The organism is Aeromonas sp. R2-3, assembly GCF_040908375.1.
Taxonomy (GTDB): domain Bacteria; phylum Pseudomonadota; class Gammaproteobacteria; order Enterobacterales; family Aeromonadaceae; genus Aeromonas; species Aeromonas veronii.
The window spans coordinates 48,479-63,804 of the sequence record NZ_JBFODP010000005.1; the positions used below are offsets into that span (position 1 = coordinate 48,479).

The 15,326-nt window shown below is 56.6% G+C and carries 10 protein-coding genes; 4 read left to right on the forward strand and 6 right to left on the reverse strand.

Annotated elements, in window-relative coordinates; all coding sequences use genetic code 11:
• The first annotated feature begins 13 nt into the window (after nucleotides 1-13).
• Entirely contained in the window at nucleotides 14-610 is a 597-nt protein-coding gene (locus AB5Z02_RS02130; RefSeq protein WP_110303510.1) for an MliC family protein, read from the forward strand.
• 41 nt (nucleotides 611-651) lie between these two features.
• On the opposite strand, the gene AB5Z02_RS02135 is transcribed toward AB5Z02_RS02130, so the two are convergent.
• On the reverse strand, nucleotides 652-1,827 hold the full coding sequence (locus AB5Z02_RS02135; RefSeq protein ID WP_110303511.1) for an aspartyl protease family protein: 1,176 nt from the start codon (nucleotides 1,825-1,827) through the stop codon (nucleotides 652-654).
• Nucleotides 1,828-2,572: 745 nt separating this feature from the next.
• On the opposite strand from AB5Z02_RS02135, the gene AB5Z02_RS02140 reads away from it, so the two are divergent.
• Nucleotides 2,573-3,448, forward strand: coding sequence for a TIR domain-containing protein (locus tag AB5Z02_RS02140; protein ID WP_201946631.1), 876 nt, complete (start codon nucleotides 2,573-2,575; stop codon nucleotides 3,446-3,448).
• Between the two features lie 391 nt (nucleotides 3,449-3,839).
• Complete coding sequence (locus tag AB5Z02_RS02145; protein WP_263719147.1) at nucleotides 3,840-4,325, forward strand: GNAT family N-acetyltransferase; 486 nt, start codon at nucleotides 3,840-3,842, stop codon at nucleotides 4,323-4,325.
• A gap of 123 nt (nucleotides 4,326-4,448) precedes the next feature.
• Here the strand turns inward: AB5Z02_RS02145 and eno are convergent, their stop codons facing one another.
• The 5 genes from eno to rlmD all read right to left on the reverse strand — a co-directional run bounded on the left by eno (nucleotide 4,449) and on the right by rlmD (nucleotide 12,442).
• Nucleotides 4,449-5,750: a phosphopyruvate hydratase gene (eno, locus tag AB5Z02_RS02150; RefSeq protein ID WP_005335583.1), complete on the reverse strand. Its 1,302-nt coding sequence runs from the start codon at nucleotides 5,748-5,750 to the stop codon at nucleotides 4,449-4,451.
• Between the two features lie 89 nt (nucleotides 5,751-5,839).
• Nucleotides 5,840-7,477, reverse strand: coding sequence for a glutamine hydrolyzing CTP synthase (gene pyrG, locus AB5Z02_RS02155; protein WP_005335584.1), 1,638 nt, complete (start codon nucleotides 7,475-7,477; stop codon nucleotides 5,840-5,842).
• Between the two features lie 141 nt (nucleotides 7,478-7,618).
• A complete protein-coding gene (gene mazG, locus AB5Z02_RS02160) occupies nucleotides 7,619-8,416 on the reverse strand; it encodes a nucleoside triphosphate pyrophosphohydrolase (RefSeq protein WP_368215127.1) in 798 nt (265 codons plus the stop codon).
• 178 nt (nucleotides 8,417-8,594) lie between these two features.
• The gene (gene relA / locus AB5Z02_RS02165; protein ID WP_005335588.1) at nucleotides 8,595-10,808 is read right to left on the reverse strand and encodes a GTP diphosphokinase; all 2,214 of its coding nucleotides are present in this window, start codon (nucleotides 10,806-10,808) and stop codon (nucleotides 8,595-8,597) included.
• A 311-nt stretch (nucleotides 10,809-11,119) separates the two neighbouring features.
• Nucleotides 11,120-12,442 carry a 23S rRNA (uracil(1939)-C(5))-methyltransferase RlmD gene (gene rlmD, locus AB5Z02_RS02170; protein ID WP_368215129.1) on the reverse strand — a complete coding sequence of 441 codons (1,323 nt, stop codon included), beginning with the start codon at nucleotides 12,440-12,442 and terminating at the stop codon, nucleotides 11,120-11,122.
• A 153-nt stretch (nucleotides 12,443-12,595) separates the two neighbouring features.
• Between rlmD and barA the strand changes: the two genes are divergently transcribed.
• Complete coding sequence (gene barA, locus AB5Z02_RS02175; RefSeq protein ID WP_368215130.1) at nucleotides 12,596-15,313, forward strand: two-component sensor histidine kinase BarA; 2,718 nt, start codon at nucleotides 12,596-12,598, stop codon at nucleotides 15,311-15,313.
• Nucleotides 15,314-15,326: the final 13 nt, after the last annotated feature.

Genomic DNA, 15,326 nt, shown 5'->3' on the forward strand with positions numbered 1-15,326 from the left:
TGGTATCTATCCGATGAACAAGACCTTGTTTGCCACCCTGCTGTTTGCTCCTCTGCTGGCCAGCGCCGCAACCCCCTCCTTTGACTGCACCAAAGCCTCCGGGTCGGTCGAAACCCTGATCTGCAAGGATGCCGGACTGGCCGCCCTCGATAACGAACTGGCGGCCCTCTACCCCAAGGCGATTGCAGCGCTCTCTCCCGAACAGCTCAAGACAGAGCGCGCCATGCAGCGCGGCTGGATCAAGGGGCGTAACGACTGCTGGAAGGGGCAGGATCTGCGCCAGTGTGTGGAGGATAACTACCTGCTGCGGATCACCGAACTGCAGATCAGCGGCGGCCAGCTGATGGTGCCGGCACCAGTCAACTACCAGTGCGGCAAGAACGTCACTCTCTCCACCTACTTCTATAACGATGCCAAGCTGCCCGCCGCGGTGATCAACCTGAGCGAGGGCGACAAGCAGCAACAAGTGCTCGCCTATGAAGCCCCCAGCGCCAGCGGCGCCCGTTATGAAGGGCAAAACCTCACCTTCTTCACCAAGGGGGACGACGCCACGCTGGAGCGTTACGGCCAGCCAACCCTCACCTGCATGGAAAATCCGACCAAGGGCTGAGGCTCATAGGGGCGGCTCGTCTTGCCGCCCCCCCACCTTGACTAGATAGCGATATCCAGCGGTTTTCCTTCCCGCACAATCCGCAACTTGAGCGACCCCGGCTTGCTGGTGCTGAGCAGTTCACGCACCTTGTCGATCTCGAGGGGACGATAAGCCACCCCGTTGATCTGCTCCAGAATGTCGCCGTTGGCCAGACCATAGGGGGCAAGATCCCGTTCATCGTTGTAGTAGACCTGCAGATGCTCGCCATCAAAACGCACCCCGATATTGCGCAGGACTGGCGGCACTTTGCGCGCCAGGCTGTCGGCGTCGTAGCAGAGCATCATCCGCCCGGGCATGATCGCAAAGCGATTGAAGCGGTTAACAAAATCCAGCCCCAGACCATACTGCTCATTGCTGTTTTCCGACACCCGCAGCTCACCGAGCTGGCGCTCATCAAAGTGCAGGCCGGTGAGGATATGGTCACGCCCCTCCACCATACCGCTGGCGTCCACCCCTTTGCGTGGCATCGCATCTTCGCCAGAGATCGCCTTCTGACTGGCCATAAAGTCGATAAAGGCATGGTCGGCATAGCTCTGATCGGCCCCGGTATCCAGATACATGCGCACGCTGCTCTCGCCATGGGTCAGATACACGGCCGGGGAGCGGTTGTAGCTGTCTTCATAGCCGATGCAACGCTCGAACCTGGCTGCCGACGGTGCCGTCAGCGAAGCAGTGAGCTGATGCCTGTCGCGATCAAACACCCAGTTGAAACGGCGGATGGTGTCGATCCCGAGGATGCCATCGATACGGCTGCCGAGAGACTGGGAGAAAAGATCGAAATCAATAGTTGCCCACAGATCGCTGTCATCAATGGTGACCGACCCTAGCGAGAAGGGTTGCGGCTCAACAAAACCAAGCTGCTCGCTGCCCAGTTGGCTCGAAACGCTGTTCACAGTGGCAAAATCAGCCTGATAGGCCCTGGGCAATTCGCTTAAGGTCAGCGCCTTGAAGCGGCTGGCCAGACGACGATCGATAAAGGTGATACTGGCCCCGGTATCGAGCAAAAACTGGTACTGCTCACCAGCGATGGTGACGGGGATCAGGGGGGCGCTTTCGTAATGCACTGTCAGCACCGGGCCGGGTGCATTGCGCTTGGCGGATGAATCCGGGGCTGTGCAGCCTTGGACGACGAACAGGGCCAACATGGCCAGCGCCACTTTGAACTGCGACTTCATAACTCTCCTTCCCGATAGCAGATGCCCCCGCGACGCCACCGCATAATGCTATCTTGTTGATTTATAGATAAATAAGCTATTTCAGCGGGGGAGGCGGACAATAACAAAGAGTTTTATGCTGGTTCAAGCCGGATATGACCATGAATATTCTATGGAGATAGTTCAAGAATGGTTGTTCACGCTATCTCGGTGCGTCATCAATCGTTGGCGACATTTGATTAATTTATTGATCTTGCACAGAAAATCTCAATATTGAGCTTTCTCTCCTCAGCGCCATGGTTAATATTGCCATTTGGCAACGATTGCCTCGTCGGAGTCTCCCATGAGCCATGCCAACCCCATCCCGTTGGTGAAACGCAGCAGACTGGAGGCTGAAATTCAGGGGCGGTAGCCATGCCGGATGAATGGATAAGCGAGAGTTGCCCACCACGACCGACTCAACATAGTGACAGCCTTATGTTCATTTCTAAGCTGTTCACGCAAGCGTGATTTGGCGGCGCTTTCCAAGACTGCGCTGAGCTCTATTTTTTCATACCGTAGTAACGGTGGCGAAAAAAGAGGAAGTTAAGCGAATACGCCCAGCATAAGAAGCAAACGGGTAACATTATGATTTAATAATTATTTTCACTTGGTGGCGATGAAAATGTTACGGAGTTATATGGAATTCTCTGCTAACGGATTAATGCCGCCTTCCATCTAATCACTGTTATACACTAAGAGTGAAATTTAAAGTACGAGGAAAATAATGACTCAAAAACCAACAGTTTTTATAGCTTCTTCAGTTGAGGCGATCTCAGTTGCAGAGGCTGTCAATATTAAAATGGAATACGATGCTCAAGTTAAGCAGTGGGATAATGCTTTTGATTTGTCGTCAATAACAATTATGTCATTGATCGAAAGAGCAAAGAAAACAGACTACGGTATATTTGTATTTCACCCAGACGATAAAACTACAATACGGCAAAATGCATATAGTAGCGTTCGCGATAATGTTCTCTTCGAGTTAGGTTTATTCATTGGCGCTCTTGGGATAGAGAGATGTTTCGTCCTAATCCCAAAATCCACAGAAAGCTCATTCCGAATGCCAACTGATTTAGCGGGTGTCACCACTACTACATACGATGATTCATTAAATGATATGGTTGATGCAGTTACGACAAGTTGTGCAAAAATAAAGCAAGCGATTAAAAAATTGGAGCAAAGCAAGCCTAGTTCTACTCTAAATCCAGTTGACGATTCATTAGTGACTAACCTCCAAACTCAATTAAGCGCTTCACAGTCAAAGATATGGAGTATGGGGCATGAGCTGGAACGAAGTAAGGAAAATGAAGCTCAGTTATTAGAATCAATTAAAAGTCAATTCTTCTCAATAGCAAAACCAGCTACACCAGCAGAAATTAAAAGGTGGGAAGATGGGGCAAAAGAAAGTTATTTACAGGAAGTAAAGATAGATTCACATAATGCTTATTATGTAGATCAAGATATCGTTCTTCCTCCACTTTATGGAGCATCCTCTCTTTCAGTTATTGTAGAAAAAGGCGTAAAAGTACACGGTTTAGGAAAAAATTCACATAATAACATTTACTATTTGGATGGCTTCCGTACCGATAGGCGTGTATAACAAACGCTTCAAGAGGGACAGCCAACGCGCGGCATTTTTACTATGCTTTGGTTTTTGTGGTTATGGTGTTATGCGGAAAGTTGGTAGTAGCGTTGGCAGCCCCTTAAGCGGGCGTTAGGGCAACCCATGCCGTGCGACTGCGCCAATTTATCCAGCTGCGTTAGCTATGGAGAGTCAGAAAAAGACTTTTGTAGCAGTTTTCACCTTATTTCGGAGCGCCCATGGTTGCGTCTACTCGTAGGTTCGAATAGCCCGTAGATTAGCGAAGCGTAATCGGACGTTCGCGGTCACAATATTTCGTGATAGCACCAATTGCCTTTAGAGACCGGCTTTCACGCTGTCTCATTTTTTACCTGTATCTTTGCTGGCGTAACACTCCCCAAGGAGATTTATGAAGCCCGACTTAACCGGCACTCGGATTGTGCTGCGCACCATTGGCCCGCAGGATGCTGCCGATCTGTTCGAGATTTATGGCAATCCGCTGACCATGGAGTTTGCCTCTGATCCCTGCTTTACCTCTCCCGCCATGGTGGCGCAGATGATGGCGAGCGTGGTGCGGCTGGAGCAAACGGGTGAGTCGCTGGAGTGGGCGATTGTCGAGCGGAAGGGCAACAAGGTGATCGGCACCTGCGGCCTGCACAGTTTCAGCGAGGCGGGTCACAGCTGCGAGGTGGGCTGCCTGCTCAATGCGGCCTATTGGCGAAGAGGGTTTATGTCGGAGGCGCTGGGATTGCTGTTCGCCCACGCCACCACACTGGGAGTCACCTGCCTCACCGCAGATATCGATGCAGATAACGTCCGCTCTATCGCCCTGTTTGAAAAACTGGGCTTCCAGGCGCATGCAGGGCGCTATCAGCGCACGCTCCCCTTTGTCTGACCCGACACCAGAGGCATAACCCCCTCGCCTCTCAGGGCGTTGTGGCAAGGATCAGGCATAAAAAAACCGGAACCCAAGGGTTCCGGTTTTTTTCATTCCAGCCGAGGCTGGCAAACCAGCAAATTAAGCCTGGTTTTTAACTTCTTTCAGACCGCGGAAAGGAGCTTTGGCACCCAGAGCTTCTTCGATACGGATCAGCTGGTTGTACTTGGCAACACGGTCAGAACGGCTCATGGAACCGGTCTTGATCTGGCCAGCAGCGGTACCAACAGCCAGGTCGGCGATGGTAGCGTCTTCGGTCTCACCGGAGCGGTGGGAGATGACGGCAGTGTAGCCAGCGTCTTTGGCCATCTTGATGGCAGCCAGAGTTTCGGTCAGGGAACCGATCTGGTTGAACTTGATCAGGATGGAGTTGGCGATGCCGTTGTCGATACCGCGCTTCAGGATCTTGGTGTTGGTTACGAACAGGTCGTCACCCACGATCTGGATTTTCTTGCCCAGTTCAGCAGTCTGGTAGGCGAAGCCTTCCCAGTCAGATTCGTCCAGGCCATCTTCGATGGAGACGATCGGGAACTTGGTGGTCAGGTCAGCCAGGAAGTCGGAGAAACCGTTGGAGGTGAAGACACGACCTTCGCCTTTCAGGTTGTACTCTTTCTTCTCTGCGTCGTAGAACTCGGAAGCAGCGCAGTCCATAGCCAGGGTGATGTCGGTGCCCAGTTTGTAACCGGCAGCGGCAACGGCTTCAGCGATAACTTCCAGCGCTTCGGCGTTGGATTTCAGGTTCGGAGCGAAACCACCTTCGTCACCAACTGCAGTGTTGTAGCCCTTGGACTTCAGCACTTTGGCCAGGTTGTGGAACACTTCTGCGCCCATGCGAACGGCTTCTTTCAGGGTCTTGGCGCCAACCGGCTGGATCATGAACTCCTGGATGTCGACGTTGTTGTCGGCGTGCTCACCACCGTTGATGATGTTCATCATCGGCAGCGGCATGGAGTAAACACCCGGGGTGCCGTTCAGCTCGGCGATGTGGGCGTACAGCGGCATGCCTTTGGCAGCAGCGGCAGCTTTGGCGTTAGCCAGGGAAACAGCCAGGATGGCGTTGGCGCCGAACTTGGATTTGTTCTCGGTACCGTCGAGGTCGATCATGATCTGGTCGACAGTGGCCTGGTCCTTGGCATCTTTACCCAGCAGAGCTTGAGCGATCGGGCCGTTTACGGCTTCGATGGCTTTCAGCACGCCTTTACCCAGGAAACGGCTCTTGTCGCCGTCACGCAGTTCCAGCGCTTCGCGGGAACCGGTGGACGCGCCAGACGGAGCGGCTGCCATACCAACAAAACCACCTTCCAGGTGAACTTCGGCCTCAACGGTCGGGTTACCACGGGAGTCGATGATTTCACGACCGATCACTTTAACGATCTTGGACATGTGTATTTCCTCAGGTTTCGTAAAAAAACAACAAAAATATGCCAAAAAAAGCGGCTGTGGCACAGTGCCCCAACCGCATTTATTTTCAATTACTTCAAATTACGCTTCTGATACTCGCCTGCCGCCTTCACAAAACCGGCGAACAGAGCGTGGCCATCACGAGGAGTAGAGGTGAACTCCGGGTGGAACTGCGCAGCCACGAACCAGGGGTGATCCGGGATCTCGATGATTTCCACCAACTTCTTGTCGGCGGAGAGACCGGTCACTTTCAGACCTGCCGCTTCAATCTGCGGCAGCAGCTTGTTGTTTACTTCGTAACGGTGACGGTGACGCTCGTAAATGGTCGGGCTGCCGTACATCTGACGCACCTTGGAATCTTCGACCAGGTGGCAGAGCTGGGAACCCAGACGCATGGTACCGCCCAGATCGGACTTCTCGGTACGGGTCTCGACGTTGCCTTCTTCATCCACCCACTCGGTGATGAGGCCGACGACCGGGTACGCGCAATCTTTCTTGAATTCGGAGGAGTGAGCCCCTTCCATGCCCGCTACGTTGCGAGCGAATTCGATCATGGCAACCTGCATGCCGAGGCAGATACCCAGGTAGGGGATCTTGTTCTCGCGGGCATACTGGGCAGCCAGAATTTTGCCTTCCACACCGCGTTCACCGAAGCCACCCGGCACCAGGATCGCGTCCAGACCTTCCAGCAGCTCGGCGCCACGGGTCTCGATATCCTGAGAGTCGATGTACTTGATGTTGACGGAGTGACGGGTCTTGAGACCACCGTGCTTGAGCGCCTCGTTGACGGACTTGTAAGCGTCTGGCAGGGAGACGTACTTGCCGACCATACCGATGGTCACTTCACCAGTCGGGTTGGCCTCTTCGTAGATAACCTGTTCCCACTCGGACAAGTCAGCCTCTTTGCACTCCAGACCGAAACGCTCGGTGAAGTAGGAGTCCAGGTTCTGGGATTTCAGCAGTGCCGGGATCTTGTAGATGGAGTCGACGTCTTTCATGGAGATGACGGCGCGCTCGGGCACGTTGCAGAACAGAGCAATTTTGGCGCGCTCGTTGGCCGGAATGGCACGGTCGGAGCGGCAGATCAGCACATCCGGCTGGATACCGATGGAGAGCAGCTCTTTGACGGAGTGCTGGGTCGGCTTGGTCTTCACTTCACCGGCAGCAGCCAGGTAAGGAACCAGCGTCAGGTGCATGAACATGGCATTGTTGCGGCCCACTTCGGCAGCCAGCTGACGAATGGCTTCGAGGAACGGCAGGGACTCGATGTCACCTACGGTACCGCCCACTTCGACGATGGCAACCTGATGGCCTTCGGCACCGGCAATCACCCGCTCCTTGATGGCGTTGGTGATGTGCGGGATAACCTGAATGGTGGCGCCCAGATAGTCACCACGACGCTCTTTACGCAGTACGTCGGCGTAGATACGGCCGGTGGTAAAGTTGTTGCGACGGGTCATCTTGGTGCGGATGAAACGCTCGTAGTGGCCCAAATCCAGATCGGTTTCGGCCCCGTCCTCGGTTACGAACACTTCACCATGCTGGGTCGGGCTCATGGTGCCCGGATCCACGTTGATGTACGGGTCCAGTTTCATGATGGTCACATCCAGACCACGGGCTTCCAGAATGGCTGCCAGAGAAGCTGCGGCAATGCCTTTGCCGAGGGATGAAACAACGCCACCAGTAACAAAAATATATTTGGTCGTCATGCTGAACCTGAAAGAAGTTTAGGGAATTTTAAGGGGTGCTTCGGGGATGAAGCAGGACGGGGAAACAGTATACCAAAAACCCCTCTCCCAAACAATGAGCAAAAATCTATCAGGCTCACCGCCCCCCCATCTTGCGCCAAATCAACTTTGCTCGGTTTCCTTCGCCTTATCCCAGGCGGCATCCAGCTTTTCGAGGGTGCAATCGGTCATTTCCAAGCCTTCTGCGGCGATTATCTGCTCAACCTGACGAAAACGACGTTCGAACTTGGCGTTGGCACCGCGCAGCACCTGCTCCGGATCCTTGCCCAGATGACGCACCAGATTGACGGTGGCAAACAGCAGGTCGCCGAGCTCGTCGCTCACCCTCGCCTCGTCCACATCGGCCATCAATGCCTCTTCCATCACCTCGTCGATCTCTTCATGGATCTTGTCCACCACAGGCCCCAACGTCTTCCAGTCAAACCCAACGGTAGCGCAGCGCTTCTGAATTTTGGCGGCGCGAGTCAGGGCAGGCAGCGAGAGCGGGATGTCGTCCAGCACGCTCTCTTTGTCGAGGGCCGCCCGCTCTTTGGCCTTTTCCGCTTCCCAGTTCGCTTTTACCGCTTTCTCGTCGCCAAGGTCTGCATCGGAAAAAACGTGGGGATGACGGCGAATGAGCTTTTCACTCACCGTATCCACGATATCGGCAAAGTCGAACAAGCCCCGCTCTTTACCCAGCTGGGCGTAAAACACCACCTGAAACAGCAAATCCCCCAGCTCCCCTTTCAGCCCCTGCCAATCTTCGGTCTCGATGGCATCGGCCACCTCGTAGGCCTCTTCCAGTGTGTGCGGCACTATGCTCTGGAAGCTCTGTTTCAGATCCCAGGGGCAGCCGTTTTGCGGATCGCGCAGACGAGCCATGATGTCGAGCAGTTGGGGCAGATCATAACGTTGGGACATGGGCTACTCACTTTCGATTCGTTAAATGGGGATGAAGCGACATCAGGCCGCGCAGCCGCGCAATCTCATGTCGAGCAATTGGGAGAGGTCGTAACGTTGGGACATGGGATATTCGCTTTCGATTTGTTCAAAAAGGGTCGTAAATGCAGACCGGCCACTGGGGCCGGTCGGTTCGCTATCAAAGCCGCTTGGCGCTGATCACATCGTTGAGCTGACTGAGCTTGGCCAACGCCCGGTTGAAGGCGTTGATGTTGTAAATCTCCAGCTCCATGTCGATCTCAGCGGTTTGCTCGCGCACGTTGGAGCGCGAGCGCACCCCCATCACATTGATCTTCTCGTTGGCCAGCACGGTAGTGATATCGCGCAGCAGGCCGGAGCGATCGTTGGAGATGATCCGGATGGTGAGGCCATAGCCGCCGGAGTAGTTCTCACCCCACACCGCATCGATCAGCCGCTCAGGGTTGCGCCGTGACAACTCTTTCAACTGCTCGCAATCTTCCCGGTGGATCGAAACGCCGCGCCCCATGGTGATAAAGCCCTGAATGGAGTCCCCAGGGATCGGCTGACAGCAGCGGGCAATATGGGTCATCAGGTTGCCGACCCCTTCCACCACTATGTGATCCTTGGGCTTGTGGCGCATCGGCGCATTGGCCTTCTGCTCCAGCTTCTCCAGCAGTCGGCGATCTTCCTCTTCCGCCGTCGGCTTGTTGTAGCAGGTGTCGAGATAGTTGAGCACCTGGTTGATTCGGATATCGCCGCTGCCGATACCAGCCAGCAGATCGTCGGTGCTCTCCAGATTGAAGCGGCGCAGCATGTTGCCCTTGTCGATCTTGGACATGCTGAGGTTGTGGCGATCCAGCTCCTTCTCGAACAGCTCGCGACCGGCCACGATATTCTTGTCCCGATCCAGTTTTCTGAACCAGGTCGCCACCTTGGCCCGCGCCCGGCTGGAGCGCAGGAAGCCGGCGTTGGGGTTCATCCAGTCGCGGCTCGGGTTCGGCTCTTTCTGGGTGATCACCTCCACCTGATCGCCGGTCTGCAGCGCATAGGTAAACGGCACGATGCGGCCGTCAATCTTGGCGCCGATGCAGCGGTGACCGATCATGCTGTGGACGTGATAGGCAAAATCGAGCGGGGTGGCGCCAGCCGGCAAGTCGATGACATCCCCTTTCGGGGTGAAGACGTAGACCCTGTCCTCGAACACCTGACTGCGCAGATCTTCCAGCAGGGAGCCGCTCTCGGAGAGATCCTCCTGCCAGGCGAGCAGCTTGCGCAGCCACTCGATCTTGTCTTCGAAGGTGTTGGCCTTGCCGCCAGCCTGTGCCCCTTCCTTGTAGCGCCAGTGCGCCGCGACGCCGAGCTCGGCATCCTGATGCATCTGGTCAGTACGGATCTGGATCTCGACAGTCTTGCCCTCCGGCCCCACCACTACGGTGTGAATCGACTGGTAGCCGTTGGGTTTGGGGTTGGCGACATAGTCGTCAAACTCGCGGGGAATGTGGTGGAACTGGGTGTGGACTATGCCGAGCGCCGCATAGCAATCCTGCAGCCGCTTGGTCACTACCCGCACCGCGCGCACGTCGAACAACTCGTTGAACTCGAGGTGCTTCTTCTGCATCTTGCGCCAGATGCTGTAGATATGTTTCGGCCGACCGTACACCTCGGCGTCAACTCCCGCCTCTTTCAACCCATTACGCAGGGATTGCACAAACTCGCGGATGTAGCGCTCGCGGTCGAGCCGCTTCTCATCGAGCTGCTTGGCGATCTGCTTGTAGGTATCCGGGTGCAGGTAACGGAAGGCGAGATCTTCCAGCTCCCACTTGAGCTGGCCGATGCCGAGACGGTTGGCGAGCGGTGCATAGATGTTGGTGATCTCCTGGGCCATCAGCACCCGGGTCTCTTCATCTGCCGTCTTCGCTTCCCGCAGGCAGGCGATCCGCTCCGCCAGCTTGATCACCACGGCGCGCACATCCTCGACCATGGCGAGCAACATGCGACGCACGTTGTCGACCTGCTCCGGCGAGGTTTCGCTGCGATGGAGGGTCTGCAGGGAGCGGATGGCCTCCATCTCCAGCACCCCTTCCACCAGCTTGGCGATCTTGGAGCCGAAGTCCTCGTCCATCCGCTCTTGGCTGATGAGACCGGCTTCGACGAAGGGGTAGATGATGGCGGCCTTGAGGGTACCGATATCCATGCTGAGCATCTGCAGAATGCCCACCATTTCGATGCCACGCACCAGCAGCTTGCTGGTCAGCGCCTCGTCACCGAGCGTCAGACAATACTGATAGACGGTTCGCAGCTGATCCTTTTCACTGTCACTCAAGGAGAGTGAGCTGACCCACTCTTCCAGGGTGAAGTTGTCTTTCAAATGAATATCGCGAACCGCAACCATGGTATCAATCCTTTAAATTATCGGGCCGAAAGCTGTCACTTTCCCCCCTCATGAGATTGCCTCAAATGGGGATATCCAGCGCACTTTTCAAGGCATATTGTCCAGAAAGACAATAGAGCGCACCAACAGGCCCTGCCGAACGACGAGGGTCTAGATTACCCCAATCACACCAGCTCAAACAGCCGCAGACATGCCAGATTACACATCCGCATCGCCGTACCGATGAGCAGGATTACTTCATATACACACCTGCTCAAAGAGTAACGAACATGCCGGATGACCTATCCGGCATCGCCAAACTGATGAGTCATTTACTCCCGTTCAAACAGCGCCATGGACTCCAGATGACCGGTGTGAGGGAACATGTCGAGCATGCCGAGGCGCACCAGACGGTAACCCCCTTTCACCAGTACCTGACTGTCCCGCGCCAGGGTGACCGGGTTACAGGAGACGTAGACCACCCGCTTGGGGGAAAGTTTCACGACGTGTCCCATCACTTCCAGCGCGCCGGGACGAGCCGGATCCAGCAGCACCAGATCAAACCCTTCCCGCGCCCAGGACATGCCGACGATGTCATCGCTCAGGTCGGCCTTGTAGAAACGGGCATTGCTGATGCCGTTGCGACGGGCGTTCTCTTCGGCCCGCTGCACCATGGCCAGTTCACCTTCCACACCCACCACTTCGCGAGCCTGACGGGCCAGCGGCAGGGTGAAGTTGCCGATACCGCAGAAGAGATCGAGCACCTTGTCATCCTTGCTCGCCCCGAGCCATGTCAGCGCCTGCTCCACCATGCTCTGGTTGATGGGACCGTTGACCTGAATGAAATCACCGGGGGCAAATGCAAGAGACAGGCCATCCAGCGAGTAGGATGGGGAAAATTGTTGCTGCAGCGCTTCGATGCGATCATCGGCAGCTTGCAGATAGAGGTCGATCCCCTGCGCTTTTGCAAACTCCACCAGCAGGGCGCGATCCGCCTCATTGGGACGGCCGGTGTGACGCAGCAGCATCATGATCCCCTGCTCGGCCTGGATAAGCTCCGCATGGCCCAGCTCGCGCTGGCTCTTGAGGCGATTGAGGCACTCACGCAGCGGGGCAATCAGCGCAGAGAGCGGCTCGGCCAGCACAGGGCAACTGTCGATCTCCACCAGATCGTTGCTGTTACGGCGGCGGAAACCGACCCGGGTGCAGCGACCGTTCTTGTCAAATTTGATGGCCAGACGACAGACCCGGCGGTAGGCACGATCTTCACCGGTCAGTACCGGCTCCAGCGCCGGCGCCTTGATGTTGCCCAACCGCTCGAACAAGCTGACCAGTCCGGCCGCCTTGGCGGCTTGCTGATCGGCAACCGACATGTGCTGGGCACTGCAACCGCCGCACTCGCGATAGTGGCCGCAAAAGGGAGCGATACGATTGGCCACCGGGGTCACCACCTGTTGCAAGGCGGCGTGACCATACTGCTTTTTCTCTTCGGTGATGCGTGCCTTGACGGTCTCGCCGGGCAGAGCCCCTTCGACGAAGATCGCCTTGCCCTGATGGCGACCGATACCGACGCAGTGGTGATCGAGAGTGTCTATCGTAAATTCAATGCGTTGGAGCTGGGTGGACTTCTTTTGGGGCTTGAAAAACTGGGCCATAAAACTTGGTGCCTATAGGTGGCTATGTCATGATTGTGGAATCTGCTGCCGGGTATTGTCCCACAAGAATAATAGTATGACCAAATACGGCCACAGAGCCCGTGTATTGCCATCAACCCTATCGCCAACCCTGTTCACTGGTGGCCTGTTCGTATGACCAAATATGGCCTGAGAGCACGCGTTCTCGCCTTCACCATCCTGCCAACCCTGATCATCGGTGGCCTGATGGCCGGTTACTTCACCTTCCACCGCTACCAGCAGCTGGAAAACAACCTCATTGATCAGGGGATCAACATTATCGAACCGCTGGCGATCGCCAGTGAATACGGGATGACCCAGCACAGTCGAGAATCCCTCAAGCGACTGATTGGCCTGACCCACCGCAAGAACTCCCCCTTCATCAAGTCCATCGCTGTCTTCACCCAGGACAACCAGCTGTTCGTTACCTCGAACTACCACCGGGATTTCACCCGACTCAGACTGCCCGATGGCGAGCCTATTCCGGATCTGACCAGCGTGACGTTTCAGGGGGACGACATCATTTTGCGCACCCCGATCCAGGCTGAAACCAGTCTGGATGGCTTCCCACTACCCAGCGATGTAGAGCCGCCGATGATCGGCTACATCTCGATGCAGATGGCGACCGACAGGGCCATGCTGCTGCAGTACCGCGACACCTTCTTTGCGGTGATCATGGTGCTCATCGGGGTCGCCTTCAGTACCCTGTTTGGCTTCCGTCTGGTCAAGAGCGTGACCCAGCCCATCACCAACATGGTGCAGGCGGTGCACAAGATCAGGGAGGGGCGGCTCGATACCCGGGTCAGCGGCCAGCTCACCGGCGAGCTGGATATGCTGAAAAATGGCATCAACGCCATGGCCAAGGCGCTCTCCGAATATCACGAAGAGATGCAGCAGAATATCGATCAGGCTACCTCTGACCTGCGCGAAACCCTGGAGCAGATCGAGATCCAGAACGTCGAGCTCGACATGGCCAAGAAACGGGCGCAAGAGGCGGCGCGGGTCAAGTCGGAGTTTCTGGCCAACATGTCCCACGAATTGCGTACCCCGCTCAACGGGGTCATCGGCTTTACCCGCCAGCTGCTGAAAACCAGCCTGACCCCGAGCCAGACCGACTACATGCAGACCATCGAGAAATCGGCGCGCAACCTGCTTGGCATCATCAACGACATCCTCGACTTCTCGAAGCTGGAAGCGGGCAAGCTGCAGCTGGAGCATATCCCGTTCAGCCTGCGCGACACCCTCAACGAGACCATGCACCTGCTCGGCCCCAGCGCCCACGACAAGCAGCTGGAGCTCTCCTTGCGGGTGGATGCCGATGTGCCGGACTACCTCACCGGCGACCCCATGCGTCTGCAACAGGTGCTGACCAACCTCACCGGCAACGCCATCAAGTTCACCGAGCAAGGCAACGTGGATGTCCATATCGAGCAGACCGGCAGTGGCAACCACAAGGTGAGGCTCAACGTCCAGATCCGCGATACCGGCATCGGCATCTCCCAAGAGCAGCAACATCAGCTGTTCCAGGCCTTCAATCAGGCCGACTCATCCATCTCCCGCCGTTATGGCGGCACGGGCCTGGGCCTCGTTATCACCCAGAAGCTGGTGCAGCAGATGGGCGGCCAGATCCGCTTTGAATCGGAGCTCGGCAAGGGCTCCATCTTCTCCTTCAGTCTGGATGTGGAGGTATCCCCCCTGCCCCAGACCGATCAATTGCCGCTGGATCGGATCCGTGGCAAGCGGCTCTGGCTGCTGGAACCGGATCCCTTCGCGCAAGCCTCCCTGCTCGCCCTGTTGGCGGAGTGGCACCTCGATGTGCACCCACTGACCAGCGATGATCCCTGGCCTGAGATGAGCGAGCAGGAGATGGTGATCATCGGCAGCAGCACCCTGCATACGCCGCAGCAGGTGCTCGGCCGTCTCGACAGACTGAACGGCCAGCAGCAGAACACCATAGTGCTGCTCAGCAGCCACGAGCCAGCGCTCTATGAAGCGATGCTGGCCCATGGCGCCCAGCACTGTCTCTCCAAACCGGTCAACCACCGCAAGCTGCTGCACGCCCTGCTCTCGCCGGAATCGAGCCGCCAGAAACTGCCCGCCCAGCCTGCTCCGCGCCAGTTGCAGCCAATCAAGGTGCTGGCGGTGGATGACAACGCCGCCAACCTCAAGCTGATCGCCGCCATGCTCAAGGAGATGGTGAGTCAGGTGGTGGTGTGCAAAAACGGCAAGGAAGCGGTCAAGCAGGCCCAGAGCCAGCCGTTCGACATCATCTTCATGGATATCCAGATGCCGGTCATGGATGGCATCAGTGCCACCCAGGCTATCCGCAACCAGTCCCTCAACACCACCACCCCGATCGTGGCGGTGACCGCCCACGCCATCCCCGGCGAACGGGAGCGGCTGATCCGGCAGGGGATGGACGACTATCTGGCCAAGCCCATCGACGAGAGCATGCTGGCCCAGCTCATCACCGACTTTGCCCATCGGCGCCACCAGAATAATGGTGCCCAACAGATCGACTGGGCACTGGCGGTGCGGCAGGCGGCGGGGAAAGAGCATCTCGCCAGAGAGATGCTGACCATGCTGCTGGCCAGTTTCGACGAAGTGGAACCAGTGCTGGATAGCGCGCTGGCTGGCGAAATTGAAGATAGCGAGGTGCTGGCCCAGCTCCATCGCCTCAACGGTGGCTGTGCCTATTCCGGGGTGCCGGGGCTGCAACGGCTGCTCTCCCAGCTGGAGCAACAGCTGCGTGACGGCGTGCCGGTCAGCGAGCTGGAACCCGAGCTGCTGGAGCTGCAAGATGCGCTGGAACTGGTGCGCCAAGAGGCGCCCCGCTATCTCGGCAAGGCTTGATGAGCTTGACCTG